Below are 24,771 nucleotides of genomic sequence, written 5' to 3' on the forward strand. Positions count from 1 at the left end.
TCGGTGTTCGCTATTCGCTGTCGACCCAGGCGCGGATGAGATAGTGCGCGATGGCGCCTTTCGGCGGCGTGACCAGGGTGTCGGGGTGCGTCCGGTCCAGCATCAGGCGCACCTCGTCGCGCAAGAACCAGCGGCAATCCTCCAATTCGTTGAGGTCGGCCTGGATGTCCTCGTTGAGCGGTTCGCCGAAGCATCCGATCATCAGCGAATAGGGGAAGGGCCAGGGCTGGCTCGCATGGTAGACGACCCGGCCTAGCCGGATGCCGGCCTCTTCCAGCGTTTCGCGGCGCACCGCCGCCTCGATCGTCTCGCCCGGCTCGATGAAGCCGGCAAGTGCTGAATACATGCCGGGAGCGAAGTGCCGGCCACGCCCCAGCAGGCATTTCTCCCGCGTCGCCGTCAGCATGATCGCCACCGGGTCGGTGCGCGGAAAATGCTCGGTGCCGCAATTCGGGCAATGGCGTTTGTAGCCGCCGGCCCGCATCTGTGACTCGCTGCCGCATTTGCTGCAGAAGCGGTGGCTGGCGTGCCAGGCGAGCAGGGCCGCGCCCTGCGCCATCGCGCCGGCGGCGGCCTCGTCGATCAGCCCTTGCATGTAGACCGAGCGGTAGTCGATCGCCTTGACGGTTTCGGGCAACCGTTCGGCGTCGATGCCGGCCAGCACCGCCAGCACCGGCCCCTGTTCGGAAAAGCCGAGCAGCACGCCCTGGTCGAAGGAAGGCTCGAAAGGCTGGCTCTCGGCGACCCGGTACCAGGGGTCGAAACCGCCATCCGCGAGTTTCAGATAGAGCCGCCCGCCATTCATCAACAGCAGTCGCGTCGTCGGATCGGCCAGCGCCTTGTCGACCGAATCGTCGGCGCGGTTCTCGGATTGCCGGTCGATCGTGTTGCCGGCAAAGCCGACGAACTGGCTCGGCTCGCGCAGGGGCGCGTCAAACAGGCGGAAGCTCATATGGACTCTGGTGCTTTGGGATGGACATGCTTGGGATGGACGTGTTTTTGAATGAACACAGGGAAGGCTTATAGCGCTGCCCTTATCGTTTCGGCAAACCGGCGCAGGTCGGAACGCTGATAGGGCTCGCGCAGGCCATGCCCCCATACCGGGCCGGGCCAGCCTGGATCGCCCTCGGACCGCGCGATGATATGGATATGCAGCTGGCGCACGATGTTGCCGAGCGCGCCCGTGTTGATCTTGGTGCAGCCGCTCACTTTCTTCAGCGCCTGCGCCACCATATTGGTCTCGAAGGTGAGCATCGCCTGGTCGAGCGGCGTCATGTCGTGAATTTCCTCCGCGCCCGGCCGCTGCGGCACCAGGAGCAGCCATGGCCAGCGGCGGTCGTTCATCACCCGCAATTCGCAGAGCCCCAGCCACATCAACTGCTCGCTGTCAGCCTCCAGCCGGGCATCCAGCGTGAATCCGGCCTTCAGGCCCGGCAGCATCGGCGTTTCCCCTGCTTTTCTTGGTTTCCTCAAACCATGGACGCTAGAGCGGCTGCACCGGGGCTGCAAGCGAATCTCTTGGGTTTCGCTGCCGATTTGCCTGCGCACTTGCATTTCGTCCCGCAATTGCCGATATGGACAGCGGGAGGTTGGTGGTGGACGATCCACTCGCCAACCGGGTCAGGTCCGGAAGGAAGCAGCCCTAACGAGCCCGGAACGGGTCATTGTTCCAGCCTCCCACCTCATCGGCCCTCTCGCGACATTGACGACGCATTGCAGCGCGGGCGAGACTATGCGCAGGAATCGGCGCCTTTGGGCGCGGCCTTTTGGAGCTTAACGGGCGAATGAGCGAAGCCGGAAATTCGGGACCGAAAAGCCTGGAGCATGGCAAGGCCGGCGCCTATCGGGTGCTGGCGCGCAAATACCGTCCGTCGAATTTCTCCGAGCTGGTCGGCCAGGAGCCGATGGTGCGCACCCTCACCAACGCCTTCGCCACCGGCCGTATTGCCCAGGCCTGGATGCTCACCGGCGTGCGCGGTGTCGGCAAGACCACAACCGCGCGCATCCTGGCGCGGGCCCTGAACTACAAGACCGCCGATACCGATCAGCCCTCGGTCGATCTCGCCGTGCTCGGCGAGCATTGCCAGGCGATCATGGAAGGCCGCCATGTCGACGTCATCGAGATGGACGCCGCCTCGCACACCGGCATAGACGACATCAGGGACATTATCGAGCGGGTGCGCTACGCACCGGTCTCGGCTCGCTACAAGGTCTACATCATCGACGAAGTGCACATGCTGTCGACGCAGGCCTTCAACGGCCTGCTGAAGACGCTGGAGGAACCGCCGCCGCACGTCAAATTCATCTTCGCCACCACCGAAATCCGCAAGGTTCCGATCACTGTCCTGTCGCGCTGCCAGCGTTTCGACCTGAGGCGCATCGACGCCGGCGCGCTGGTCGCGCATCTCACCTCGATCGCCGGCAAGGAAGGTATTTCGGTCGACGACGACGCGCTGGCGATGATCGCGCGCGCGGCTGAAGGCTCCGCCCGCGATTCGCTCTCCATCCTCGACCAGGCGATCGCCCACGGCGCCGGCTCCGTCAGCGCCGAGGCCGTGCGCGCCATGCTGGGCCTTGCCGACCGCGCCCGCATCGTCGACCTGTTCGAATATGTCATGAAGGGCGATGTGGCGGCGGCACTCGCCGAATTCCGCGCCCAATACGACACCGGCGCCGATCCGGCCGCCGTGCTCACCGATCTGGCCGAGTTCAACCATCTCGTCACCCGGCTGCGTTTCGTGCCGACCGCCATGGACGATGCCTCGCTGTCGCAGGACGAGCGCCAGCGTGGCGCCGATTTCGCCAGCGCGCTGTCGGTCCGCGTGCTGTCGCGGACCTGGCAGATGCTGCTCAAGGGCATTCCCGAGGTACAGTCCTCCAACCGGCCGGTCAGTGCCGCCGAAATGGTGCTGATCCGGCTGGCCCACGCCGCCGACCTGCCGACATTGGACGAGGCGCTGAGATCGCTGGAGAGTGGGGCCGCGGCAACCGGCGCCACGCCGCGCCCGAATGGTGCGCCCGTGAATCCCGGCCCCGTGAGCCCCGGCAATGGCGGTGCTGGCGGCAATGGCGCCAGCGCCGTGGCGCAGGCGCGCATGCCTGGCGGCTCGGGCGGCGCGCAGACCATGCGGCTGGTCGAGGCCACGCCCGCGCCTGCCGCCTTCGTCGCGCCCCCGCAGCCGGCGCCGGAGACGCAAGCCGTACCGCTGAAATCGCTGGCCGACATCGTTGCCCTTGCCGACGCCAAGCGCGACATCGCCTTCAAGGTCCTGATCAAGAGCTGTATCCGCCTGGTGCGCATCGAGCCCGGCCGCATCGATGTCGGCCTGACCGATGACGCGCCCAAGATGCTGCTCAACGACCTGACCACCAAACTGCGCGCCTGGACCGGCCGCAGCTGGCTGGTGTCGCTGTCTAAGGAAGAGGGCGGCCAGACGCTGGCCGAAATGGAATCGACGAAGCGTGAAAACGCCTTTCTCGATGCCAGGAACGACCCGACGGTCGCCGCCATCCTGGCGCGCTTTCCCGGCGCAAAGATCATCGATGTGCGCATACCCGAGACATCGGATGCCGACACGACCGAGGCCGAAATGCCGGTCGAGCCGCCATCCGATGACGACGAACCCTGATATCCAGCACTAATCCGCAAAGGATCGGACCATGAAAGATCTTCTCGGCCTGATGGGCAAGGCGAAGGAAATGCAGGCCAAATTCCAGGCCATGCAGGACGAGATCGCCACGGTCGAAGCCTCAGGCCAGGCCGGCGGCGGCCTGGTCAATGTCACGCTGAGCGGAAAGTTCGACATGAAGTCGCTGAAGATCGACCCGTCCCTGTTCAAGGAAGACGAGGTCGAAATCCTCGAGGATTTGATCCTTGCCGCCCACAATGACGCCAAGGCCAAGGTCGAGTTGATCATGCAGGAAAAGACCAAGGCGCTGACATCGGGCCTGCCCATCCCGCCGGGAATGAAACTGCCGTTCTAGCGTTCGGTGCGCTTATGGCCGACGAGCCCTCCGAAAGACTGATCGAGCAGCGCATACGCAACAGGATCTACGAGATTCTGGAGATCCTGGCCGATTGCGATGCGGGTGTCGATCTCGTCGGCATCAAGGGCTACTTCAACCTGTTCGAGGATTTCGTGCACCGCCCGTCGATCGAGGCCGGCACGTCGGCGCTTTCGAAGGACGAGCGCGCGATCGTGCTGGAAATCGCCGAATTCCTGGAGACGGCCTCCGAAACCAATCCTGACTTCACCAAGGCCGAGTTCATCGACAGCGACTGGCCAGGCAAGATCGCGCCGACGGCAAGGGAGGCGCGCGCATTGTTCCTTAGACGTGGCCTGTTTTCGGAAAAGGTTGAAGAGCTCGACCCTGGTCAGCCGGCACCAATCGCGGCTGGGCGGTAGGCCTGTTCCAAAAAAGGCGTCGTGCGGATTTCCGTGGGGGAATTGCGGCGAAACAAAGAGAGAGCGGTCATCAACTGTGTGAAACGGCCGGCCGAACTATCTGGAAAGCCTCAATTTTGTGGCAATTTGGCAACAGTACGTGGTTAATAACGTTTTGGCCATCATTTTGCCTGAAAGTGTCTCATTCTTGCCGCAGCCTGGGGGCGGGCATCGAAGTGAGAGGGTTACCTGTTGATTGCCATGCGATGGAAGACGCCGCTGTTGCTCGGCGTCGTCACGTCTCCCCTTTTCTTGGCCGCTTGCAGCCAGACCACCTCGCACGGCATGTCCGTCGCCAGCCTGACTGACGCCATCACGCCGAGTTTCCTGAGTTCGCGCGCCTATAGCCACACGCCGAAGGACAGGGAATGTCTGGAACGGGCGATGTTCTTCGAATCCAACCGGTCGAGCCGCGACGGCATGATCGCCGTCGGCACGGTGGTGATGAACCGGCTGCGCTCCGGCAATCATGGCGGCACCATCTGCGAAGTCGTGGGTGAGCCCGGGCAGTTCGCGCCAGGCGTCATGACCAGATCGATGAATTCGCGCGCGATGCCCGATGTCGAGGAGGCCGCCGACGCGGTGCTCAAGGGCGAGCGCAAGGCCAAGCTCAAGAACACGATGTATTTCCACACCGCGGGCCTCCGCTTCCCCTACAAGAACATGCATTACACCATGGTTGCCGGCGGCAACGCCTTCTACGAAAAGCGCGGCCGCAACTGGCAGCCGCTTCCCGATGAGCCAATGGTTGCCTCGGCCGAGCAGCCGGCTGCGTTGCCGGGAGTATCCGCGACGCGTGTCGCTTCCGCCGAGCCCGTATCCGTAGCCAAGACTTCCGGTCGCACCGCTCCAGCCCAGCAGGTCTACATGACCGCCGCGGCGGAGCCGGTACGTCCCGGCAAGGCCGCCCGCACCGCTCCGGCCGAGCAGACCTATGTGACGGCAGCCGCGGCGCCGACGGCAAAGTCGGCGCGGGTTTCGGCGAAGCCGGTGGAAGTTGCCATGCAGGAGCCGATGGAAGAACCGGATGCCGCCCGTTTCGGCGGAACCCTGAACAGCGGAACCTCGAACAAAAGGGTCATCTCCTCGGTTGAGGGCGCGCCGCAGGAAGCGGCGATGGGCTTTCAGTCGACGCCCGAGAACACCGACGCCATCGGCGCGATGATCGTCAGCCAGGGTCGTCCGCTCGAAACCAATTGATCCGCACATCGATAGCGGCCGTGTCAGTATGGCTTATCCGCACCGATGCGGGATGTTTCAAAGCGCTCTGAAAAATCCTAGATCAGAGCGATGTCCAAGCGAATCGCCGGTCCCGAGATCGAACGCCTGATCCAACTCCTGGCCAAGGTGCCGGGACTTGGCCCCCGTTCGGCGCGGCGCGCCGCACTGCATCTGATCAAAAAGAAGGAACAGTTGCTGTCGCCGCTGGCCGCCGCCATGGGCGAGGCCGCCGACAAGGTGCGCATCTGTTCCACCTGCGGCAATGTCGACACCTCAGACCCGTGCATGATCTGCACCGACCCACGTCGCGATCCCGCCACCCTGATCATCGTCGAGGACGTCTCGGATCTCTGGGCACTGGAGCGCGCGGCGGCAATGAATGTGCGCTACCACGTGCTTGGCGGCACGCTGTCGCCGCTCGATGGCATCGGCCCCGACCAGCTCAACATCCGCTCGCTGATCGACCGCATCGCCGGCGGTGAGGTGAAGGAGGTCATCCTTGCCGTCAACGCAACGGTCGAGGGCCAGACCACCGCGCATTACCTGACGGATCAGCTCTCCGGCTTCGAGGTCAAGATAACGCGGCTGGCGCATGGCGTGCCGGTTGGCGGCGAACTCGACTATCTGGACGAAGGCACGCTGGCCGCGGCACTGCGCTCGCGGACGGCGTTTTGACACGATTGGTGGGCAGGAGATGCGAATGATTTTTGTCACGCATCCTTCGAAGCTGGTGGGGCACGCCACGCGCGGCTTTCGCAAGTTCAGCCTTGCATTCTTCCTTGCCGCGCTCTTTGCCCTGATCGCCTTGCCCGCCTCCGCCGCCAAGATCGACGACCAATTCCGCGCCTGGCTGCAAACCGACCTTTGGCCCGAAGCCAAGGCGAAGGGCATCTCCAAGGCGACCTTCGACGCCGCGTTCAACGGCGTGAAGCCGAACCTCAAACTCCCCGATCTTGTCATGCCCGGCGAGAAGCCGAAGACACCGCGGAAGCAGCACCAGGCCGAGTTCAGTTCTCCCGGTGCCTATTTTGCCGAGAAGACGGTTCGCGCGGTGACGTCGGGCGGACGCACCCGCGAAGCCGCCAATGCCCGCACGCTTGCCGCGATCGAAAAGCGCTATGGCGTGCCGGGCGAGATCCTTCTGGCGATCTGGGGCCGCGAGACCGGCTTCGGCGCGGCGAAGATGCCCTACGATGCCTTCGAAGTGCTGGGCACCAAGGCGTTCATGTCGACGAAAAAGGATTTTTTCCGCACCGAACTCCTGGCGGCGCTGGAAATCGTGCAGCGCGGGCTGGCCCCGGTCGGTGCGATGAAGTCGTCCTGGGCCGGTGCGCTCGGCCAGCCGCAATTCATGCCGACCTCCTTCCTCAAGAATGCCGTCGATTTCGACGGCGACGGCCGCGCCGACATCTGGACCTCGACGCCTGACGTGCTCGCCTCGATCGCCAACTACCTCGTCCACTATGGTTGGGTCAGGGGACGCGGCTGGGGTTTCGAGGTAACTGTGCCCGAGACTGTGACCTGTTCGCTGGAGGGTCCGGACCAGGGCAAAAAGATTTCGCAATGGGCCGCCATGGGCATCGAACGCGTCGGCGGCAAGCCGTTCCCGGCCAGCGAGCTGAAGGCGGAAGGGTTCCTGCTGATGCCTGCCGGGCGCAGTGGGCCGGCTTTCATCGCCACCCCCAATTTCTACGTGCTGAAGGAATACAACACCAGCGACCTCTATGCGCTGTTCATCGGCCATGGTGCCGACCGCATCGCCCATGGCGATCAGACTTTTTCCGGCGGTTGGGGGCCTGTCGGGGATCTCCACCGCTCCGACATCGCCGCCCTGCAGCGGGCCCTGGAGGCCAAGGGCTACGATGTCGGCAGCGCCGACGGCCTGCCCGGCTTCAAGACCCGCCGCTCGATCGGCAAATGGCAGGAAAAGAATGGTCAGGCCGCAACCTGCTTCCCCGACGCCGGCCTCGTCGCGGCGCTGAAATAACTCCGAAATTTAGAGCAATTCCAGGAAAAGTGTGTAACGGTTTTCCCGGGAGAAGCGCGTAGCGCTTCCCCTTGGGAATTGCGTGGAAACAAAGAGTTAGAGCGGGTCGGCGATTCCATCAAACGCTGAACCGCTCCAGCGGATTTTCCCGATCGATGCCCTCGATTGGCTGGCATATGCGTCGACACGCCGCCCGCCATTCTGGTCCAATGCACCGTCGCCTAAATGCTCGTTGCCCACCAACAGGCCACTGGATATGCTGTTGACCAATTGGACAAAAACCACGACGGTAAGGGGTCGAGGGCTGCCATAGCTCCGAAAAGAACACCGCAATCCTGAGCCGGGAACTCAGGTCAACAACAACAAAACAGGGAACAATCATCATGATGATGGAAAAGCTCGCTCTACGATCCCGCATCTTGCTTGCGGGCGCCGCCATGTCGGCGCTGCTTCTGGCCGGCGCTCCGGCTGGCGCGGTCACCCCCGCCGACACGCTGGTCGAAGGTTTTGCCATCGACGACATCATCTCGATGGATCCGGGCGAGGCGTTCGAACTGTCGACCGCCGAGGTCACCGGCAACACCTATGACCTTCTTGTCCGCCTCGACCTCAGCGACACCTCCAAGGTCAAGGGCGATCTCGCCGACAGCTGGACCGTTTCGGACGACGGCCTGACCTATACGTTCAAGCTCAAGCCGGGCCTGAAATTCGCTTCCGGCAATCCGATCACGGCGGCCGACGTCGCCTGGTCCTTCGAGCGCGCGGTCAAGCTGGACAAGAGCCCGGCCTTCATCATCAGCCAGTTCGGCATCAGCGGCGACAACGTCACCGAGAAGGCCAAGGCGGTTGACGACACCACCTTCCAGTTCATCGTCGACAAGGCCTATGCGCCGAGCTTCGTCCTGAACTGCCTGTCGGCGACTGTCGCCTCGGTGGTCGACGCCAAGCTGGTCAAGGAACATGTCGCGGCGGTCACGCCAAGCGCCGACTACAAATGGGACAACGACTTCGGGAACGCCTGGCTGAAGACGGGCTATGCCGGCTCGGGCGCCTACAAGCTGCGCGAATGGCGCGCCAATGAAGCCGTCGTCATGGAGCGCAACGACAATTATTACGGCGAGAAGGCCAAGCTCGCCCGCGTCATCTACCGCAACATGAAGGAAAGCTCGGCGCAGCGCCTGGCACTCGAAGCCGGCGACATCGACGTTGCCCGCAACCTCGAACCGAACGACCTCGACGCCATCGCCAAGAACGCCGACCTCACCACCACCAGCGCGCCGAAAGGCACCGTCTACTATATCAGCCTCAACCAGAAGAACCCGAACCTCGCCAAACCCGAGGTCCGTCAGGCCTTCAAATACCTGGTCGACTATGATGCCTTGAGCACGACCATCCTCAAGGGCATCGGCGAAATCCACCAGACCTTCCTGCCCAAGGGCGTGCTGGGTGAACTGGACGAAAACCCGTTCAAGCTCGACGTCGCCAAGGCCAAGGAATTGCTGGCCAAGGCCGGCCTGCCCGACGGCTTCAGCGTCACCATGGACGTGCGCACCGGCCAGCCGACCACCGGCATGGCGGAATCGATCCAGCAGACGCTCGGCCAGGCCGGCATCAAGCTGGAAATCATCCCCGGTGACGGCAAGCAGACGCTGACCAAATACCGCGCCCGCAACCACGACATCTATATCGGCCAGTGGGGCCAGGACTATTTCGATCCGAACTCGAATGCCCAGACCTTTGCCTCCAACCCGGACAATTCGGATGCGGGCAAGACCAAGACCTTGGCATGGCGCAATGCCTGGGACATTCCGGACCTGACCAAGCAGACGGAAGCGGCGCTGCTGGAGAAGGATTCGGGCAAGCGTGCGGATATGTACAAGGATCTCGAGAAGAAGATTCTCGACACCAGCCCCTTCGTCGTCATCCACCAGCAGTTGGAAGTTGCCGGCCTGCGCAAGAACCTCAAGGGCTTCGCGCTTGGTCCGAGCTTCGACACCAACTTCGTAGGGCCGGTCTCGAAAGAGTAGCGTCCGCGGACGCGCCGCATGAGCGCTGTTGAAAACGAGGGCGGGCGCGGCAGCGCCCGCGCCGTCGCCATTGCGTCGGCGATTGGCCGCTTCCTGGTCATCGCGGTGACGACCTATCTCGGTCTTCTCGCCGTCACCTTTTTCATTGGCCGCGTCATCCCGATCGACCCGGTGCTGGCGGTGCTGGGCGACCGGGCGCCGGCCAATGTCGTCGAGCGCACGCGCCGCGAGATGGGTCTCGACCTGCCGTTGATCGAGCAGTTCTATATTTATGTGAAACATGCGCTGAGCGGCGATTTCGGCACTTCGGTGCTGACCACCAATCCGGTCATGACCGATATCAGGCGCGCCCTTCCGGCAACCACGGAACTGGCGACATTGGGGACGCTGATCGGCGCGCTGTTTGGCGTACCGCTCGGCGTTCTGGCCGCCGTCCGGCGCGGCAGCCTGATTGACCAGATCGTGCGCATCATCGGCCTGATCGGCTATTCCGTGCCGATCTTCTGGCTGGGTCTGCTGGCCCTGGTGCTGTTCTACGCCAAACTGCAATGGGTGGCTTTCCCGGCACGGCTCGACGTCGTCTACGAATACACCTTCACGCCGATCACCGGTTTTTATCTGCTGGACTCCGCGATGCAGGGGCAGTGGGACGTCTTTTACGACGCCTTCCGGCACATCATCCTGCCGGCCTCGCTGCTCGGCTATTTCTCGCTCGCCTATATCAGCCGCATGACGCGCTCGTTCATGCTCAACGAATTGGCGCAGGAATACATCGTCGCCGCGCGCGCCAAGGGCCTGTCGGAAACCCGCATCATCTGGGGCCACGCGCTGCGCAATGCCGCCGTGCCGATGGTGACGGTGATCGCGCTCTCCTATGCCGGGCTGCTCGAAGGCTCGGTGCTGACCGAGACCGTGTTTTCGTGGCCGGGCATCGGCCTCTACATCACCAACTCGCTGCAGAATGCCGACATGAACGCGGTTCTCGGCGGCACCATCGTCATCGGCTCGGTGTTCATCGCCATCAACCTTCTGTCCGACCTGCTCTACCGTGTGCTCGATCCGAGGACGAAGACAGGATGAGCGCCGACGCCGTCCAGAGCCGTCGTGACTGGCTGCTCAGCGAGCGGCCGGCCTCGCGCATGCAGGCGAGGCTCGGTCGCGCCTATGTCGCGTGGCGGCGTTTTTCCGCCAACCGTCTGGCCTTTGTCGGCCTGCTAATCATCATCGCGCTGCTGCTCGTCGCCGCCCTTGCCGGTGTGCTCGCGCCCTATTCGCCGACCTTCGGCGACCTGAAGAATGCGCGGCTGCTGGCGCCGAGCGCGCAGCACTGGTTCGGCACCGACGATCTCGGCCGCGACATCTATTCGCGCATCCTCTACGGCTCGCGCTGGACGCTTTATGTGGTTATCCTGGTCGCCGTCATCGCCGCCCCCATCGGCCTGCTGGTCGGCACTGTCGCCGGTTATGCCGGCGGCTGGACCGATGCCATCCTGATGCGCATCACGGACATCTTCCTTGCCTTCCCAAAGCTGGTGCTGGCGCTGGCCTTCGTCGCCGCCCTTGGCCCCGGCATCGAGAACGCGGTGCTCGCCATCGCCATCACCTCCTGGCCACCCTATGCGCGCATCGCTCGCGCCGAGACGCTCACCGTGCGCAACTCCGACTACATCAAGGCCGTACAGCTGATGGGCGCCTCGCCCTTCCGCATCGTGCTGCGCCACATCATGCCGCTCTGCATCTCCTCGCTGATCATCCGCGTGACGCTCGACATGGCCGGCATCATCCTGACCGCCGCCGGTCTCGGTTTCCTCGGCCTCGGCGCGCAGCCGCCGCTGCCCGAATGGGGCACCATGATTGCGTCCGGCCGCCGCTTCATCCTCGACCAGTGGTGGGTGGCCGGTGCGCCTGGCTTCGCCATCCTCATCGTCAGCCTCGGCTTCAACCTGCTCGGCGATGGCCTGCGCGACGCGCTCGATCCCCGGAGCGGCGACCAATGAGTGGCAAGACGGGAACACTGCTTGAGGTGGACGATCTGCGCGTCACCTTCCCGACCCGCACCGGCATTATCGAGGCGGTGCGCGGCGTCTCCTTTTCGCTCGGCCGCGAGCGGCTGGGCATCGTCGGCGAGTCCGGCTCGGGCAAGTCGCAGACTGGCCGCGCCATCATGGGCCTGACGCCGCCGCAGGCCAGGATATCGGCACAAAAATTGGCCTTCGACGGCATCGACCTGCTCGGCATCTCTCCGCGCCAACGCCGGGCGCTGCGGGGCAACCGCATCGCCATGATCCTGCAGGACCCGAAATATTCGCTCGACCCGGTGATGAGCATCGGCCGTCAGATCGTCGAGACGCTGCGCACGCACGAAAAGGTCGGCAAGGCCGAGGCGCGAGAACGCGCGCTGGCCATGCTGGAGGCGGTGCAGATCCGCGATCCCAAACGCGTCTTCGACCTGCATCCGCACGAAGTGTCCGGCGGCATGGGCCAGCGCGCCATGATCGCCATGATGCTGATCGCCGGGCCGGAAATGATGATCGCCGACGAGCCGACCTCGGCGCTCGACGTCACCGTACAGCTCGACGTGCTCGGCATCCTCGACCGGCTGGTCAGTGAGCGCGGCATGGGACTGATCTTCATCTCGCACGACCTGCGCCTGGTTTCCTCCTTCTGCGACCGCGTCATCGTCATGTATGCCGGCAAGGTGGTCGAGCAGCTCAAGGCTTCGGAATTGGGTCAGGCCCAGCATCCCTACACACGCGGCCTGCTCAACTGCATGCCCAAGATCGGCGCCGACCGTCACCCGCTGCCGGTGCTCGACCGCAAGCCGGAGTGGGCGGCATGACATCAGCGATCGCCGTCGACAGGCTGGAGGTCATCTTCGACCGTTTTCGCGCGCTGAAGGGCGTCAGCCTCGATGTGCAGCCGGGCGAATCCTTTGGCCTGGTCGGCGAATCCGGCTCCGGCAAATCGACATTGCTGCGGGCCATCGCCGGCCTCGCGCCGGTCGCCTCCGGCAGCATCGCCGTCAACGGCAAGACACTCGGCGCGCGCCGGGACAAGGCCTTTTACCGCGAAGTGCAGATGGTCTTCCAGGATCCGTACGGCTCGCTGCATCCGCGCCAGACCGTCGACCGCCTGCTGCAGGAGCCGCTTGCCATCCACGGTTTTGCCGATGGCGAGAGGCGGATCGAACGCGCGCTCGACGAGGTCGGCCTCGGCAACGGTTTTCGCTTCCGTTACGCGCACCAATTGTCGGGCGGTCAGCGCCAGCGCGTGGCGATCGCGCGCGCGCTGATCCTCGAACCCTCGATCCTGCTGCTCGACGAGCCGACCTCGGCGCTCGATGCCTCGGTGCAGGCGGAAGTGCTCAACCTGCTGGAAGAGGTTCGCCGGCGGCGCAAGCTGACCTTCCTGATGGTCAGCCACGACCTCGCCATCATCACCCATATGTGCGAGCGGCTGATGGTGATGCAAGGCGGCGAGGCAGTTGAAAATCTGGTGGCCAACGATCTGGTCGAGCGCCGTGTGACAAAGGATTATACGCGCAACCTGCTGCGGGCCAGCGATGGGTTTGTCAGAACCGCTTGAATTTTTCCTGTACGCGAAACCAGCCGTTTATTGAGGAGTTCCCGTGGAGAAATGGACGTTTCCGGACCCTCCCAACGTCGCGGTGTTTTTAGATAGGGGCATAGTTACCCGCGGCGACTGGATCGCATATGTCTCGCCATGGCAGCGCGCCAAGTCGCGCCCGGCATCCTCCAACGACAATGAATGATCCGGCACGCCTCAGGTCTGAATTTGCACCGGTTCGCCGGTCTCCAGGATGGGTGGCTCGGCTTGGTCCTTCGGCTCCTTGATGCGGAACCAAGTCACATATAGCGCCGGCAGGAACAGCAGCGTGATCGCCGTGCCGGCGATGATGCCGCCCATCATGGCGTAGGCCATCGGCCCCCAGAACACTTCGCGCGCGATCGGGATCAGCGCGAGACTCGCGGCGGCCGCCGTCAGCGCGATCGGCCGCATGCGATGTTCGGTCGCTTCGATGACGGCAGCCCAGCGATCCCTGCCTTCGGCGACAAGATCCTCGATCTGTACGATCAGGATGACCGAGTTGCGGATCAATATGCCGATCAGCGCCAGCACGCCGAGAATGGCGACGAAGCCGAGCGGCGCGCCGCTTGGCACCAGCGCCGCCACCACGCCGATCAGCCCGAGCGGCGCCACCGCCACCACGAGGAACAGGCGCTGGAAACTCTGCAACTGCACCATCAGGATGGTGGCCATGACGAACAGCATCAGCGGCACCACGGCGGCGATCGGCCCCTGGCTCTTGGCGCTTTCCTCGACCGAGCCGGCGGTCTCGACCGAATAGGCGGGCGGCAGCTTGGCGACGAAGGTGTCGACCGACGGTTTCAGCTCGTTGACGACGGTCGCCGGCAGCACGTCGCCAACCAGGCCGGCGCGCACGGTGATGGTCGGGATGCGGTCGCGCCGCCACACCGTCGGCTGCTCCAGGTCGTAGCGGAAGTTGGCGACCGCGGCGAGCGGGATCGCCTCGCCTGTGCTGGTCGGCAGCTGCATGTTCTGCAATGTCTCGATCGAGCCGCGTTCGGCCTCGCGCGAGCGGGCCACGACATTGATCAGGTATGTCGCGTCGCGCACCTGTGTGATGGTCGCGCCGCCGACCGTGCTGTTCAGCGCGCTGGCGATGTCGGAGGAGGTGATGCCGAGCTGCCGCGCCTTGTCCTGCAGCACGTCGACCCTCAGCACGCGCTGCGGTTCGTTCCAGTCGAAGGTGGGTGCGGCAAGCTTGGGATTGGACGAGATGAGGCCAGCGAATTGCTGCGCCAGTTCCCGCACGGTCTGGATATCGGGGCCGCTGACGCGGTACTGCACCGGACGCCCGACCGGTGGTCCGAGCTCGAGCGGCTTGACGAAGGCGTCGGTGCCGACGAACTCCGCGCGCAGCAGCTTCTCCAGCGCCGGCTTCACCCGGTTGCGCGCCTCGATGCTCTTGGTGACGATCACCGTCTGGCCGAAATAGGGATTGGCCGGCTGCACGTCATAGGCCAGCACGAAGCGCACCGCGCCCTGGCCGATATAGGACGAGAAGTGGTCAATGTCGGGATTGCCGACCAGCGCCCGCTGTTCGAAGCGCTCCATCTGGTCGCGCGTCTCGGTGACCGACGAGTTCTGCGGCAGGTTCCAGTCGACGATCAGCTCCGGCCGGTCGGAAGGCGGGAAGAATTGCTGCTGCACCAGGCCGAAGCCGGCGATCGAGCCAGCGAACAGGAGCACGGTCACGATGATCGTCAGCCAGTGATGGCGCACCGAGCCGACAAGCACGCGCCGGAACAGCGAGGTGAAGCGGCCCGGCTGGTCGTGATGCTTGGTCTTCATCGTCGCCGGCAGGATGGTCACGCCAAGCAGCGGCGCGAACAGCACGGCCACGATCCATGACACCAGCAGCGACACCGCGATGACGACGAACAGGGTGAATGTGTATTCGCCGGCAGCACTCGAGTTGAGCCCGATCGGGATGAAGCCCGCGACCGTCACCAGCGTGCCGGTCAGCATCGGAAAGGCGGTCGAGGTGTAGACATAGGTCGCCGCCTTGCGCAGGCTGTCGCCCACCTCCAGCCGCGCCACCATCATCTCGACGGCGATCATCGCGTCGTCGACCAGCAACCCGAGCGCGATGATCAACGCGCCGAGTGAAATGCGCTGCAGCGATATGCCGAGATATTCCATGACCGTGAAGGTGATGGCCAGCACCAGCGGGATCGACAGGGCGACGACGAAGCCGGCGCGCATGCCGAGGCTGATGAAGGAGACGGCAAGCACGATCGCAACCGCCTCGAACAGCGCGCGCGTAAAGCCTGAGACGGCCTCCTCGACGATGACAGGCTGGTCGGCGACCAGATGCACGCCGACGCCGACCGGCAGATCGGCCAGCACCTTGTTCATCTCCTCATGCAGCGCTTCGCCGAATTTGAGCAGATTGGCGTTGGGCTTCATGCCGATGGCAAGCCCGATCGCGTCCTGGCCGTTGAAGCGGAACAGCGCCGTCGGCGGGTCGGCATAACCGCGCGTGATCGTCGCCACGTCGCTCAAGCGGAAGAACCGATCGTTGACGCGCAGATTAATGGCCCGCAGGCTCTCCTCGGAGGCGAATTGGCCGCCGACGCGCACGCTGATGCGCTCCGGTCCCGACTGGATGACGCCGGACGGCGTGATCGCGTTTTGCGCCTGCAGGCTGGCCACGATCGCCTGCTGGTTCAGGCCAAGCGCCGCGATCTGGCGGGTCGAGAATTCGAGATAGATCGCCTCGTCCTGCGCGCCGACCAGATCGACCTTGCCGGCATTGGGCACGGTCAGGATCTTGGTTCTGACATCCTCGACATAGTCGCGCAATTGGCGTGGCGTCAGCCCATCCGATGTGAAGGCATAGATGTTGCCGTAGACATCGCCAAAGCGGTCGTTGAAGAACGGTCCCTGCACGCCTTGCGGAAACTGCGCCTTGATGTCGTTGACCATGTTGCGCACCTGAAGCCAGTTCGGCACGACATCGCGCGCCTTGGTGGTGTCCTTCAGGTTGACGAAAATGACCGTCTGGCCGGCGGTTGTAACCGACTTGGTGTAGTCGAGGCTGTCGAGTTCCTCGAGCTTCTTCTCGATGCGGTCGGTGACCTGCTGCACCGTCTCCTTGACCGAGGCGCCCGGCCAGTTGGCCTGGATGATCATCGTCTTGATGGTGAAGTTGGGGTCTTCCTCGCGGCCGAGATTGAGATAGGAGAAGATGCCGGCCACCACGAAGACCAGCATGAAATACCAGACCAGAGAACGGTGGTTGAGCGCCCAGTCCGAGAGGTTGAAGCCCTTCATGAGGCCCCTCCTTCGGGCACTTTGACCTTCTGGCCTTCGACGAGGCTGTGGACGCCGGCGGTGACGACGCGCGTGCCGGCCTCGAGCCCTTCAGCCACGGTGAAGGTGCCGCCGTTTTTCGACGCGACCTTGATCTCTTTCGCGCTCACGCTCGATGTCTGTGGGTCGACGATCCACACCTTGTCGGCGCCGTCCTTTTCGAGCAGCGCCGACATCGGCAGTTCGATCGTCGGCGTCACCTTGGTCATCCGGGTCGCCGTCACCGTCGAGCCGAGCCTGAACGCTTGCGGCGGGTCGGTGAGCGTCAGCTTGACGCGCCGCGTGCGGGTCGAGCCCTCGGACTGGGGCGCGATCTCGCGTAATTTGGCCTCGGTCTGGATCGTCGGCAGCGACTGCAGGATGACCTGGAACGGCGTGCCGGCCGAGAGATCGCCGGTCAACTGGTCGGGAATGTCGACCACTGCCTCGCGCAAGTCCGAGCGCGCCACGGTGACGACCGTCTGCCCGGGCGAGACCGTCTGGCCGACCTCGGCGCCGACGGCGGTAACGACGCCGTCGAAATCCGAGAATAGTCTGGCATAGCCGAGCTGTTCCTGCGATTTCGCCAGCGAAGCCTTCGCCCGCTCGACGCTGGCTTCGGCGGCTTTGCGTGCCTGCTGCGCGGCGTCGAAGACGGACTGCGACGTATTGGCCGAGGCCAGCAACTGGCGCTGACGCTCCTCGCTTGCGGCGGCATTGGCGAATTGCGCCTGCGCATTGGAGAGTTCCGCCTTGGCCGCCTGGACCGCCAGCTCCAGAGCGGTCGGATCGAGTGCCGCGATGGTCGTGCCCTTGCTGACGATGTCGCCGACCTTGACGTCGCGCGAGACGACGCGGCCGAGCAGGCGGAAGGCAAGATCGGCACTGACCTGCGGCTCGACCGAGCCGGCAAAACCAAAAGTCTGTGTGGTGCGCGGCTGGATCACCACCGACAGCACCGGCCGGATGATCTCCGGCGGCTTCTCGTCCGGTTTCGAACAGGCTGCGAGCAGGCCAAGCGCGGCAAGGCCAAGCAGGATGGCTGGCAATCGCTTCATTGCGCCGCCCCCGATATCTCGATGGTCTGTCCGGGGCTGAGCAACTGTCCGCCCGATGTAACGACGCTCTGGCCCTCGTCCAATCCCTTGGCGATCGCCACCGTGCCCGAATCGAACGCCAGCACCTCGACCGGGGCCATCGTCACCGCCTTGGTCGATGGGTCGACGATCCACACCGCGGGTTTGCCGGCGCTGGAGGTCAGTGCCTGCCATGGCAACAGGATCGCCTTCGCCGGCTTGGCGCTGACCGAGCCGATGACGGCCGCTCCCAGAGGCATGCCAGCGGGCGTGTCGGGAATGGCGACCTTCACCCTGATCGAGCCCGAAGCCGGGTCGACCGCCGGCGAGATCTCGCGCACCTTGCCCGTTGCCTTGACCTGCGGGTCGGACAACAGCGTGATCGTCACCGCCGGAGAAGCCGGCGTTTTGGCAACCAGCGTCTCCTGCACATTGAACACCGCGTCGCGGTCGCCGTCCTCGGCGACGGTGAAGACGGTCTGCGCCGCCTGCACCACCTGGCCGGCTTCGACCTGGCGGGCGGTTATCACGCCCGCGGCGCCGGCCTTGAGCTCGGTGAAGGACAGGTTCTGCTGGGCATTGGCGAGCGCGCTCCGCGCGGCATCGACGCTGCCTTGCGCGACCTTCAGCGCCTGGTCGGCGGTGTCATAATCGCGCCTGGTGGTGAAGCCCTGGGCAAGCAGCGTCTTTTGTCGCTCGAAAGTGGCCGCGGCCTGGGTCAATTGCGCCTGCGCGGCATCGAGATCGGCCTGTGCGGAGCGCAAATCGGACTCCTGCTCCTGCGGATCGATGCGGGCAAGTACCGTCCCTTGATAGACATGCTGGCCGACATCGACAAGCCGCTCCGCGACGCGGCCACCGACCCGGAACGACAGATTGTTCAGCGTACGCGCCGCGATCACTCCGGTCAGCGAGGTTCTCGGCGCATAATCCGACATCGTCGCCGTCTCGGTGCGCACCATGATCGGCAGCTTTTTCTCTTCCGCTTGTTGTTGTTTCTGGCAACCGGACAGCAGCATCAGGACTGTACAGGCGACGATGGAAACGGCTGGAAAAGACAAAAGACCGACCGTTTCGACGGATGGCGGCGAGACGGACGATGTCGCGTTCCTGCTCATGGTTCCCCTCGGCCGCGTGCAGGTCGCTGAGCGCGATCCCTCGCGGATATCAGAAGGATAGTCGATCCCGAAAAAAAGGAAACCGGTCTCGTACGCGTATCGCCAGGCTGGTTAAGTCAGGCCCAATCGACCCGGCGATGGTGCCGGCTTGAGGAAAATCTGAAATAAGGCCAGAAGGGAACTCAACGGCATCAAACAGAACGGGCCCCATCTCGATGAGGGATGGCCCGATGAGGGATATGATGAAGAACTCCGCCATTTCCGAACGCAAGAACCAGTCGATCTCGCGCGGCGTCGGCATGACCACGCAGATTTATGCCGATCGAGCCGAGAATTCGGAGATCTGGGATGTCGAGGGCCGCCGCTACATCGATTTCTCCTCCGGCATCGCCGTCGTTAACACCGGCCACCGCCATCCCCGGGTGATCGAAGCAGTCAAGGCGCAGCTCGACCGTTTCACCCACACCTGCCACCAGGTCGTGCCCTATGAAAGCTATGTCAGGTTGGCCGAAAGGCTGAACGCCATGCTGCCCGGCAAATTCGAGAAGAAGACCATCTTCGTCACCACGGGCGCTGAAGCCGTCGAGAACGCCATCAAGATCGCCCGCAACGCCACCGGCCGTCCGGCTGTCATCGCCTTTGCCGGCGGCTTCCATGGCCGCACCTTCATGGGCATGGCGCTGACCGGCAAGGTCGTGCCCTACAAGGTCGGCTTCGGCGCCATGCCGGGCGACGTCTACCACGCGCCGTTCCCGGTGCCGCTGCATGGCGTGTCGGTGGCCGATTCTCTGGCCGCGCTCGACCGGCTGTTCAAGGCCGATGTCGATCCGGCCCGCGTCGCCGCCATCATCGTCGAGCCGGTGCAGGGCGAGGGCGGTTTCTACGAGGCGCCGCGCGAATTCCTGACCGCGCTGCGCAAGCTCTGCGACCAGCATGGCATGCTGCTGATCGCCGATGAGGTGCAGACCGGCTTTGCCCGCACCGGCAAGATGTTCGCCATGGACCACCACGAGGTGGCGGCCGACATCACCACCATGGCCAAGAGCCTGGCCGGTGGCTTCCCGTTGTCGGCGGTCACCGGCCGCGCCGAGATCATGGATGCGCCTGGCCCTGGTGGCCTCGGCGGCACCTATGGCGGCAGCCCGATCGGTGTGGCCGCGGCGCACGCCGTACTTGACGTCATCGAGGACGAGAAGCTCTGTGATCGCGCCAACACGCTCGGTGCAAGATTGAAGCAGCGCTTGCAGTCGATCCGCGACGACGTGCCCGAGATCGTCGATATAAGGGGCCTCGGCTTCATGAACGCGGTCGAGTTCAACGACGTCAAGAAGGGCCTGCCCTCGGCCGAGATCGCCAACGCCATCCGGCTGAAGGCGCTCGACAAGGGCCTGATCCTGCTGACCTGCGGCGTCCACGGCAACGTCATCCGTTTCCTGGCCCCGATCACCATTCAGGACGAAGTGATGAACGAAGCGCTCGACATACTGGAAAGCTCGATCCGAGAGGTGTGCGCGGCCTGAGCCACGAGGACGGGCGTTCCGCGTCACATGTCTTTGGGCATCTTGCCTTCGTCGAAAATGCCCGCGATATCGCGGGCACCGTGCAAGATGCGCTCGACACGCACGTCGTTGCCTTGAGCGATGTAGAAGATCACATATTTCTGGAACGCGACGGAGCGCAGACCAGGCCAAAGCGCGGAACGAGGTGCGCCCCCACGTGGCGCATTCGCTATGCGGCCACATCGTTCCCGAAGCGCGGATATTAGACGGTAAGCGGCGGCCGGATTTTCAGCATGGATGTAATCGCCGATCTCCTCAATGTCTTGCACTGCGGCAGGGGCAAAACTGAGAGCCATTATTTGCGGGTTCCACCGCTGTATTTTTTCTCCAAGCGATCAAAGACGCTGTCGGCCGGAATGCTTGGTCCGCTTTCGACGCCTATGCGGATGTCCTCACGCAGCGCGGCAAGTTTCGCTTGGCGCTGCTCCTCGCGTTCCTCCAATAAGCGCAGGCTATCGCGCACGACTTCGCTGGCGCTGGCATAGCGGCCGCTTTCGACCAGTTCGCGCACGAATGTTTCGTAGCGGGGGCCGATGCTATAGCTCGCAGGCATGAGAGCAACCTTTCATCTTATCAAATATTATCAATTTATGATAAGATCGCCAAGGCGTTTTGCCAAGGTTCCCGGCTTCTTTTAGCTCGCGGCGCGGGCAGGATCGTCCTGCTGAAACGCAGCCAATGCTGCTTTTAGCTCTTCCGGGCCCCCGGCCACCATCCGCGGCGTTGGCGAGAAGCCGGCGCCGAGCATCTTGCGGCCAAGCATGTGGTCGCCGGGGCGGTTGACGGATTCGATGCCGAGCAGCCGGTCACCGGCATAGTGATAGATCGAGAATTTGTTGTCGGGCAGGTCGCCGAGCACGACATGGCTGTCGCCTCCTGATGTCAGGCCGACCATCTGCAGCTTCATGTCGCCAATGTCGGACCAGAACCACGGCACCGCCGAATAGGCGTCGGTGTGACCGGTAATTGTCCGGGCGGCGAGTCGCGCCTGGTCCGTGGCGTTCTGCACCGATTCCAGCCTGACATCACCGCCGGTGAACCAGTGCCGATAGGAGGCGACGTCGCCGATGGCCAGGATTTGCGGCGCCGAACTGCGCATCTGCTGATCGACGCGAATGCCATTGGCGATCGTGAGCCCAGCTTCCTGCGCCAGTTCGACGTTCGGCACGGCGCCGATGCCGACAATGACCATGCGCGCCGGCAGAATTTCGCCTGACGAGATGACGACGGCGCTGACGTGGCCGTTTTCACCTTGGAGGCTTGCAACGGTGGTGCCGGTCAGGATGCGCACGCCGGTCGCTTCCAGCCGCTGCCGGACATGGCTCGCCACGACAGGCGCCACGGCGCGGCCAAGCAGCCGGTCGACGGCCTCGACAACCGTTACGGTGCGGCCTGCCGCCCGCAGCGTCGCGGCGATTTCCAGCCCGATGAAGCCGCCGCCGAGGATGACGACATCTTCGCTGTGCGCGCTCAACGCCCGGATCAGCCGCGCGTCGGCCAGCGAGCGCAGCGATAGCACGCCGGCAAGATCGGAGCCTGGCAGCGGCAGGATACGTGGCTGCGAGCCGGTCGCCAGGATCAGGTGGTCGAACGCAAGCTCGCCACCGCCTTCAATTTCGAGCTTTCGGCCTGCCGTATCGATACGATCGATCCTGATGCCCGGCCGGTAGTCGATGGTGTTGCCGGTATAAAAAGCCTCGCCGCGCAAGGGTTGCGGCTTTGCCTCGGCGTCCTTGATGAAGGTCTTCGATAGCGGCGGCTTGTGGTAGGGCAGTTCGCTCTCGTCGCCGACGAGGATCACCGGCCCTTCATAGCCGTCCTCGCGCAGGCTTGCCGCCGCTTGCACGCCCGCATGACCCGCACCGACAATGACAACGCCGTTCTTCATCGCAACCCGAATTCCTGTTTCAAATCTAGGACGTGACGCCACCTGGCGATTGTCCACCGCCGCCGCGAGAGCCCTTGTCCGGGTCGCATCCGGAACGGCTCCTGTCAATCTCGTCCTCCTCAGCGATAGGTGCGGGCGATGTGATTTAAAGTTGATAATCCTAGTTTAGAATAATTCTAAACTGTTGTTTCAATTGATTTTTTTGTGGTTGGCCAGTTGACTTCCGGCGCCGCCGTCGCTTTATGGAGGCTCGCGCGTCAGCGCATCCCTTTGATGTTTGGGCCTTGAACCCGTTCGATTGGAGGCATTTGGTGTCTTTCTTCCCTGAGCCGCGCAATGGCGCGGCATCCCTAGTGCCGCATGGCGTGCCTGTGTCCCGGCACCGTTTGGCGCGCGCGCCTTTTACCGAATTCCCTTTGACCTGGAGAGTGATGATGACAGCACGATATGGCGGCAGGCTGGCTGCGATCGGTGCCACGGCAATGTTGACGGCGGCGGTTTTCGTGCTGCCGGCCAAGGCGGAGACCGATACGAAGGCCGTGATCATGACCTATGCCGACATCGGGCTTGCCAAATACGAGGATTCGCTGACCACGGCGCAGGCGCTCGACAAGGCGGTCGACGCACTGCTTGCCAGCCCGTCGGCGGAAACGCTCAATGCCGCCCGCGACGCCTGGAAGGCGGCGCGCGTGCCCTACCAGCAGACCGAGGTCTATCGCTTCGGCAACAAGATCGTCGATGACTGGGAAGGCAAGGTGAATTCCTGGCCGCTGGACGAAGGCCTGATCGACTATGTCGCCAAGAGCTACGGCACCGAATCGGACGCGAATTCGCTCTATACGGCCAATGTGATCGCCAACAAGGAGATCGAGATCAACGGCAAGAAGGTCGACGCCTCGAAGCTGTCGCCGGAATTCCTCTCCGGCACGCTGCAGGAGGCCGGCGGCGTCGAGGCCAATGTCGCCACCGGCTATCACGCCATCGAATTTCTGCTCTGGGGCCAGGACCTGCATGGCACCGGCCCGGGCGCCGGCGAGCGCCCCTACACCGATTACGACCTCAAGAACTGCACCGGCGGCAATTGCGACCGCCGGGCCGAATATCTGAAATCCGCCAGCACCCTTCTGGTTTCCGACCTGCAGGAGATGGTCGGCAACTGGAAGGAAGACGGCGCCGCGCGCAAGAACCTGGTCGATGGCGAGCCGAACACGGCCATTTCGGTGATCTTCACCGGCATGGGTTCGCTCTCCTACGGCGAACTGGCCGGCGAGCGGATGAAACTCGGCCTCTTGCTGCACGATCCCGAAGAGGAGCATGACTGCTTCTCCGACAACACCTACAATTCTCATCTCTATGATGCCGTCGGTATCCGCGCCGCCTATCTCGCCAGCTACACCAGGCTGGACGGCACCGTCGTTTCGGGTCCCTCGGTGCACGAAATGGTCAAGGCTGCCGATCCGGCGATCGACCAGGAACTGACCGGCAAGCTCGACGTCTCGGTCGCCAAGATGGACGCGATCAAGGCGCGGGCGCTGGCCGGCGAGGCCTACGACCAGCAGATCGCCGAAGGCAATACCGCAGGCAACGCCACCGTGCAGGCGGCGATCGACGCATTGATCGACCAGACCAAGTCGATCGAACGTGCCGTCGGCGCCTTGAAGCTGAACAACATCGCCTTCGAGGGGTCCGACAGCCTCGACGCACCCGACAAGGTGTTCAAGTAAGCCCTTACCACCCAGCCAAACGGCGCATAGGAGCGCCGTCAGCCAGAGCGACGAAATGCTGATCTGCCATTGCAACATCATCACCGAGAAGGAGATCGAGCAGACGATCATCGGCCTGCTGGATCAGGATCCCTGGCAGCTCATCGTGCCGGCAAAAGTCTATCACGCCATGCACAAGCGAGGTCGCTGTTGCGGCTGCTTCCCAAATGTGGTGGAAACGATCATTCGGGTCACCGAGAACTACCACGCCCGCTCGCAGGCGAGCGGCGTGGACATCGTTTCACACCTGGATCGCGTCAGAGGCCTGCGCGTCCAATACGGGAGCAGAACCCATGAAAGGCGAACCGCAGATCATCGAGCGGCTTAACGAGGCTCTGTTCCTGGAGCTTGGAGCCGTCAATCAATATTGGGTGCATTTCCGTCTGCTCGAGGACTGGGGATACGCCAAGCTGGCCAAGAAGGAGCGCGCCGAATCGATCGAGGAGATGCACCACGCCGACAAGCTCGTCGCTCGCATCATCTTCCTGGAAGGCCATCCCAACCTGCAGTCCGTGGCGCCGCTGCGCATCGGCCAGAACGTCAAGGAAGTGCTCGAATCCGATCTCGCGGGCGAATATGACGCACGCACCGCCTACAAGCGGTCGCGCGAAATCTGCGAGGAAGCGGGCGACTACGTGACGATGAAACTGTTCGAGGAACTGCTCACCGACGAGGAAAGCCATATCGACTTCCTCGAGACGCAACTCGACCTGCTTGCCTCGATAGGCGAGGAGAAATACGGCCTCCTCAACGCCGCATCGGCGGACGAGGCGGAGTAAGGACATGC

The 24,771-nt window shown here is 63.7% G+C and carries 23 protein-coding genes and 1 other RNA gene; 16 read left to right on the forward strand and 8 right to left on the reverse strand.

The window, feature by feature from the left end:
* Window positions 1-10: 10 nt before the first annotated feature.
* Both nudC and LB569_RS01290 read right to left on the reverse strand, forming a co-directional pair.
* On the reverse strand, window positions 11-952 hold the full coding sequence (gene nudC, locus LB569_RS01285; protein ID WP_224690767.1) for an NAD(+) diphosphatase: 942 nt from the start codon (window positions 950-952) through the stop codon (window positions 11-13).
* Window positions 953-1,020: 68 nt separating this feature from the next.
* Complete coding sequence (locus LB569_RS01290; protein ID WP_027052531.1) at window positions 1,021-1,440, reverse strand: HIT domain-containing protein; 420 nt, start codon at window positions 1,438-1,440, stop codon at window positions 1,021-1,023.
* Window positions 1,441-1,584: 144 nt separating this feature from the next.
* Between LB569_RS01290 and ffs the strand changes: the two genes are divergently transcribed.
* From ffs to LB569_RS01350, 12 genes are all read left to right on the forward strand, one after another.
* An RNA gene (gene ffs, locus LB569_RS01295) (signal recognition particle sRNA small type) lies at window positions 1,585-1,681 on the forward strand.
* A gap of 103 nt (window positions 1,682-1,784) precedes the next feature.
* Window positions 1,785-3,629: a DNA polymerase III subunit gamma/tau gene (locus LB569_RS01300; protein WP_224690768.1), complete on the forward strand. Its 1,845-nt coding sequence runs from the start codon at window positions 1,785-1,787 to the stop codon at window positions 3,627-3,629.
* Window positions 3,630-3,660: 31 nt separating this feature from the next.
* Window positions 3,661-3,984 carry a YbaB/EbfC family nucleoid-associated protein gene (locus tag LB569_RS01305; protein WP_224690769.1) on the forward strand — a complete coding sequence of 108 codons (324 nt, stop codon included), beginning with the start codon at window positions 3,661-3,663 and terminating at the stop codon, window positions 3,982-3,984.
* A gap of 14 nt (window positions 3,985-3,998) precedes the next feature.
* Window positions 3,999-4,406, forward strand: coding sequence for a hypothetical protein (locus LB569_RS01310; protein ID WP_224690770.1), 408 nt, complete (start codon window positions 3,999-4,001; stop codon window positions 4,404-4,406).
* Between the two features lie 231 nt (window positions 4,407-4,637).
* The gene (locus tag LB569_RS01315) at window positions 4,638-5,645 is read left to right on the forward strand and encodes a cell wall hydrolase (RefSeq protein ID WP_224690771.1); all 1,008 of its coding nucleotides are present in this window, start codon (window positions 4,638-4,640) and stop codon (window positions 5,643-5,645) included.
* A gap of 90 nt (window positions 5,646-5,735) precedes the next feature.
* Entirely contained in the window at window positions 5,736-6,341 is a 606-nt protein-coding gene (gene recR / locus LB569_RS01320) for a recombination mediator RecR (protein WP_140706313.1), read from the forward strand.
* Window positions 6,342-6,366: 25 nt separating this feature from the next.
* Window positions 6,367-7,653: a lytic murein transglycosylase gene (locus LB569_RS01325; protein WP_224690772.1), complete on the forward strand. Its 1,287-nt coding sequence runs from the start codon at window positions 6,367-6,369 to the stop codon at window positions 7,651-7,653.
* A 383-nt stretch (window positions 7,654-8,036) separates the two neighbouring features.
* Window positions 8,037-9,680 carry an ABC transporter substrate-binding protein gene (locus LB569_RS01330; RefSeq protein ID WP_140706311.1) on the forward strand — a complete coding sequence of 548 codons (1,644 nt, stop codon included), beginning with the start codon at window positions 8,037-8,039 and terminating at the stop codon, window positions 9,678-9,680.
* An 18-nt stretch (window positions 9,681-9,698) separates the two neighbouring features.
* Window positions 9,699-10,760, forward strand: a complete 1,062-nt coding sequence (locus tag LB569_RS01335; RefSeq protein WP_140706309.1) for an ABC transporter permease — start codon at window positions 9,699-9,701, stop codon at window positions 10,758-10,760.
* Window positions 10,757-11,677 (forward strand): nickel transporter permease, encoded by a 921-nt coding sequence (gene nikC, locus LB569_RS01340; RefSeq protein ID WP_224690773.1) that lies wholly within the window; start codon window positions 10,757-10,759, stop codon window positions 11,675-11,677. Before LB569_RS01335 ends, nikC begins: the two co-directional genes overlap by 4 nt.
* The gene (locus tag LB569_RS01345; RefSeq protein ID WP_224690774.1) at window positions 11,674-12,519 is read left to right on the forward strand and encodes an ABC transporter ATP-binding protein; all 846 of its coding nucleotides are present in this window, start codon (window positions 11,674-11,676) and stop codon (window positions 12,517-12,519) included. Before nikC ends, LB569_RS01345 begins: the two co-directional genes overlap by 4 nt.
* Window positions 12,516-13,265, forward strand: coding sequence for an ABC transporter ATP-binding protein (locus LB569_RS01350; protein WP_224690775.1), 750 nt, complete (start codon window positions 12,516-12,518; stop codon window positions 13,263-13,265). Before LB569_RS01345 ends, LB569_RS01350 begins: the two co-directional genes overlap by 4 nt.
* 198 nt (window positions 13,266-13,463) lie before the next feature.
* Here LB569_RS01350 and LB569_RS01355 read toward each other — a convergent pair whose 3' ends face one another.
* The 3 genes from LB569_RS01355 to LB569_RS01365 are packed head-to-tail and all read right to left on the reverse strand — an operon-like array spanning window position 13,464 to window position 18,774.
* Window positions 13,464-16,562 (reverse strand): efflux RND transporter permease subunit, encoded by a 3,099-nt coding sequence (locus LB569_RS01355; protein WP_224690776.1) that lies wholly within the window; start codon window positions 16,560-16,562, stop codon window positions 13,464-13,466.
* Window positions 16,559-17,638, reverse strand: a complete 1,080-nt coding sequence (locus tag LB569_RS01360; RefSeq protein WP_224690777.1) for an efflux RND transporter periplasmic adaptor subunit — start codon at window positions 17,636-17,638, stop codon at window positions 16,559-16,561. The genes LB569_RS01355 and LB569_RS01360 overlap by 4 nt, the downstream gene beginning before the upstream one ends.
* On the reverse strand, window positions 17,635-18,774 hold the full coding sequence (locus LB569_RS01365; RefSeq protein ID WP_224690778.1) for an efflux RND transporter periplasmic adaptor subunit: 1,140 nt from the start codon (window positions 18,772-18,774) through the stop codon (window positions 17,635-17,637). The genes LB569_RS01360 and LB569_RS01365 overlap by 4 nt, the downstream gene beginning before the upstream one ends.
* Before the next feature lie 242 nt (window positions 18,775-19,016).
* Between LB569_RS01365 and LB569_RS01370 the strand changes: the two genes are divergently transcribed.
* A complete protein-coding gene (locus LB569_RS01370; RefSeq protein ID WP_140706599.1) occupies window positions 19,017-20,294 on the forward strand; it encodes a 4-aminobutyrate--2-oxoglutarate transaminase in 1,278 nt (425 codons plus the stop codon).
* Window positions 20,295-20,317: 23 nt separating this feature from the next.
* Here LB569_RS01370 and LB569_RS01375 read toward each other — a convergent pair whose 3' ends face one another.
* The 3 genes from LB569_RS01375 to LB569_RS01385 all read right to left on the reverse strand — a co-directional run bounded on the left by LB569_RS01375 (window position 20,318) and on the right by LB569_RS01385 (window position 22,221).
* Window positions 20,318-20,629 carry a type II toxin-antitoxin system RelE/ParE family toxin gene (locus tag LB569_RS01375; RefSeq protein ID WP_140706294.1) on the reverse strand — a complete coding sequence of 104 codons (312 nt, stop codon included), beginning with the start codon at window positions 20,627-20,629 and terminating at the stop codon, window positions 20,318-20,320.
* Window positions 20,629-20,886 (reverse strand): type II toxin-antitoxin system ParD family antitoxin, encoded by a 258-nt coding sequence (locus LB569_RS01380; protein WP_140706292.1) that lies wholly within the window; start codon window positions 20,884-20,886, stop codon window positions 20,629-20,631. The genes LB569_RS01375 and LB569_RS01380 overlap by 1 nt, the downstream gene beginning before the upstream one ends.
* An 81-nt stretch (window positions 20,887-20,967) precedes the next feature.
* The gene (locus LB569_RS01385; RefSeq protein WP_224690779.1) at window positions 20,968-22,221 is read right to left on the reverse strand and encodes an NAD(P)/FAD-dependent oxidoreductase; all 1,254 of its coding nucleotides are present in this window, start codon (window positions 22,219-22,221) and stop codon (window positions 20,968-20,970) included.
* 434 nt (window positions 22,222-22,655) lie between these two features.
* On the opposite strand from LB569_RS01385, the gene LB569_RS01390 reads away from it, so the two are divergent.
* From LB569_RS01390 to bfr, 3 genes are read left to right on the forward strand one after another with little or no spacing between them, the layout of a single operon-like run.
* Window positions 22,656-23,945 (forward strand): imelysin family protein, encoded by a 1,290-nt coding sequence (locus LB569_RS01390; RefSeq protein WP_224691112.1) that lies wholly within the window; start codon window positions 22,656-22,658, stop codon window positions 23,943-23,945.
* A 55-nt stretch (window positions 23,946-24,000) separates the two neighbouring features.
* Window positions 24,001-24,312, forward strand: coding sequence for a (2Fe-2S)-binding protein (locus LB569_RS01395; RefSeq protein ID WP_140706288.1), 312 nt, complete (start codon window positions 24,001-24,003; stop codon window positions 24,310-24,312).
* Window positions 24,278-24,763 carry a bacterioferritin gene (gene bfr / locus LB569_RS01400; protein WP_140706286.1) on the forward strand — a complete coding sequence of 162 codons (486 nt, stop codon included), beginning with the start codon at window positions 24,278-24,280 and terminating at the stop codon, window positions 24,761-24,763. The genes LB569_RS01395 and bfr overlap by 35 nt, the downstream gene beginning before the upstream one ends.
* Window positions 24,764-24,771: the final 8 nt, after the last annotated feature.

Source organism: Mesorhizobium sp. BH1-1-4, from assembly GCF_020165665.1.
Lineage (GTDB): Bacteria > Pseudomonadota > Alphaproteobacteria > Rhizobiales > Rhizobiaceae > Mesorhizobium.

Coding starts and splice junctions, on each gene's coding strand:
- nudC (WP_224690767.1), bottom strand. CDS start 952: ATGAGCTTCCGCCTGTTTGACGCGCCCCTGCGCGAGCCGAGCCAGTTC.
- LB569_RS01290 (WP_027052531.1), bottom strand. CDS start 1,440: ATGCTGCCGGGCCTGAAGGCCGGATTCACGCTGGATGCCCGGCTGGAG.
- LB569_RS01300 (WP_224690768.1), top strand. CDS start 1,785: ATGAGCGAAGCCGGAAATTCGGGACCGAAAAGCCTGGAGCATGGCAAG.
- LB569_RS01305 (WP_224690769.1), top strand. CDS start 3,661: ATGAAAGATCTTCTCGGCCTGATGGGCAAGGCGAAGGAAATGCAGGCC.
- LB569_RS01310 (WP_224690770.1), top strand. CDS start 3,999: ATGGCCGACGAGCCCTCCGAAAGACTGATCGAGCAGCGCATACGCAAC.
- recR (WP_140706313.1), top strand. CDS start 5,736: ATGTCCAAGCGAATCGCCGGTCCCGAGATCGAACGCCTGATCCAACTC.
- LB569_RS01325 (WP_224690772.1), top strand. CDS start 6,367: ATGATTTTTGTCACGCATCCTTCGAAGCTGGTGGGGCACGCCACGCGC.
- LB569_RS01330 (WP_140706311.1), top strand. CDS start 8,037: ATGATGATGGAAAAGCTCGCTCTACGATCCCGCATCTTGCTTGCGGGC.
- LB569_RS01335 (WP_140706309.1), top strand. CDS start 9,699: ATGAGCGCTGTTGAAAACGAGGGCGGGCGCGGCAGCGCCCGCGCCGTC.
- nikC (WP_224690773.1), top strand. CDS start 10,757: ATGAGCGCCGACGCCGTCCAGAGCCGTCGTGACTGGCTGCTCAGCGAG.
- LB569_RS01345 (WP_224690774.1), top strand. CDS start 11,674: ATGAGTGGCAAGACGGGAACACTGCTTGAGGTGGACGATCTGCGCGTC.
- LB569_RS01350 (WP_224690775.1), top strand. CDS start 12,516: ATGACATCAGCGATCGCCGTCGACAGGCTGGAGGTCATCTTCGACCGT.
- LB569_RS01355 (WP_224690776.1), bottom strand. CDS start 16,562: ATGAAGGGCTTCAACCTCTCGGACTGGGCGCTCAACCACCGTTCTCTG.
- LB569_RS01360 (WP_224690777.1), bottom strand. CDS start 17,638: ATGAAGCGATTGCCAGCCATCCTGCTTGGCCTTGCCGCGCTTGGCCTG.
- LB569_RS01365 (WP_224690778.1), bottom strand. CDS start 18,774: ATGAGCAGGAACGCGACATCGTCCGTCTCGCCGCCATCCGTCGAAACG.
- LB569_RS01370 (WP_140706599.1), top strand. CDS start 19,017: ATGAAGAACTCCGCCATTTCCGAACGCAAGAACCAGTCGATCTCGCGC.
- LB569_RS01375 (WP_140706294.1), bottom strand. CDS start 20,629: ATGGCTCTCAGTTTTGCCCCTGCCGCAGTGCAAGACATTGAGGAGATC.
- LB569_RS01380 (WP_140706292.1), bottom strand. CDS start 20,886: ATGCCTGCGAGCTATAGCATCGGCCCCCGCTACGAAACATTCGTGCGC.
- LB569_RS01385 (WP_224690779.1), bottom strand. CDS start 22,221: ATGAAGAACGGCGTTGTCATTGTCGGTGCGGGTCATGCGGGCGTGCAA.
- LB569_RS01390 (WP_224691112.1), top strand. CDS start 22,656: ATGACAGCACGATATGGCGGCAGGCTGGCTGCGATCGGTGCCACGGCA.
- LB569_RS01395 (WP_140706288.1), top strand. CDS start 24,001: ATGCTGATCTGCCATTGCAACATCATCACCGAGAAGGAGATCGAGCAG.
- bfr (WP_140706286.1), top strand. CDS start 24,278: ATGAAAGGCGAACCGCAGATCATCGAGCGGCTTAACGAGGCTCTGTTC.